This window comes from Bacillus sp. CDB3, assembly GCF_002081505.1.
Classification (GTDB): Bacteria; Bacillota; Bacilli; order Bacillales; family Bacillaceae_G; genus Bacillus_A; species Bacillus_A cereus_AT.
Map to the genome: position 1 here is coordinate 1 of NZ_ALBR01000049.1, position 1,170 is coordinate 1,170.

Consider the following 1,170-nt stretch of genomic DNA (forward strand, 5'->3'; position numbering starts at 1 on the left):
GGTTCCCCCTCCGTTCGATCTACTTACTTATAAAAGGATTATTTTATTAAGTTTTATTTCCACTAAACAATCCAGTCTCTTAAATGTATTAAGAGGCTGGAAAAATTCAAATCAGATGCCCGTTAAATGGAATGCGAGTCATATTAATAAAATCATATGTCATAATATCTTCTATTCCTAGGATTACAACATCCTATTAGTAACTAAGTATTGATTATATGTGCTATAAAAATATCTTCATTTTATTTACATATATGATTACGTGTAAAATAAGATCATCTTCACTTTAATGACATATACTTTGAAAGAAGAAATATTTCTGAACATTTCATATTAAACATATACCCATAAATACTTTAAACTCAGTTGCTAATATAGATTATCAAGACATATCTAACATTTAAAATTTTTTAGAGGAGTTATTTATGAGATATAATAATAAGTCAAACTCACCAAATTCGTGTGATAAGTTTCAGCCCCCCTGCTTTATTTCTGTATCCCCTTGTAATCAAAGTAATTGTTGTACACCTGTTTTTTTCTCAAATTCTCAACAACAAGAATTATTGCAAATAATAAACCAATTAAACCAAGCTATTCTTTCTTTCTTCACAACACCAAATCCTATAACTAGACATATACTCCAAACAGCATTACAGACATTAAATGATTTATTAATAGCAGTACAACCCAATACACCAAATAGAAATTTAGTTTTACGAACTATAAACCAATTAATCAATTCCTTACCTACTGCATCTCTCACTCAAATCTCAGCATTATTCCAATTTCTATTCCAAAACTTATCTTCGCTTATTAGTTGTTCAAATATATCGGACCCCTTGTTACAGCAGACATTTAGCTTAATTTTACAAGGAGTCTTGAATAGTTCACTATTAAACATTACTGGAACGACGGGGCCTACTGGACCTGAAGGGCCTGAAGGGCCTACTGGATCTCAAGGCGTGCAAGGCATTCAAGGAACTGAAGGGCCTGAAGGACCTACTGGACCTCAAGGCGTGCAAGGCATTCAAGGGCCTGAAGGGCCTGAAGGACCTACTGGACCGTCAAGGTGTGCAAGGTACTTCGAAGGCAGTTCAAGGACCGACCAGGGCCGACTGGTTCAGGGACCTGGAACAGGAGTTCCCGGCGTACCAGGCTACTGGGACCTCG

The 1,170-nt window shown here is 35.8% G+C and carries 1 pseudogene; it reads left to right on the forward strand.

Features of this window, described 5'->3' with window-relative positions:
* Positions 1-425 precede the first annotated feature (425 nt).
* Positions 426-1,170 (forward strand): annotated as a pseudogene (locus CDB3_RS32965) (collagen-like repeat preface domain-containing protein); the annotation flags it as partial.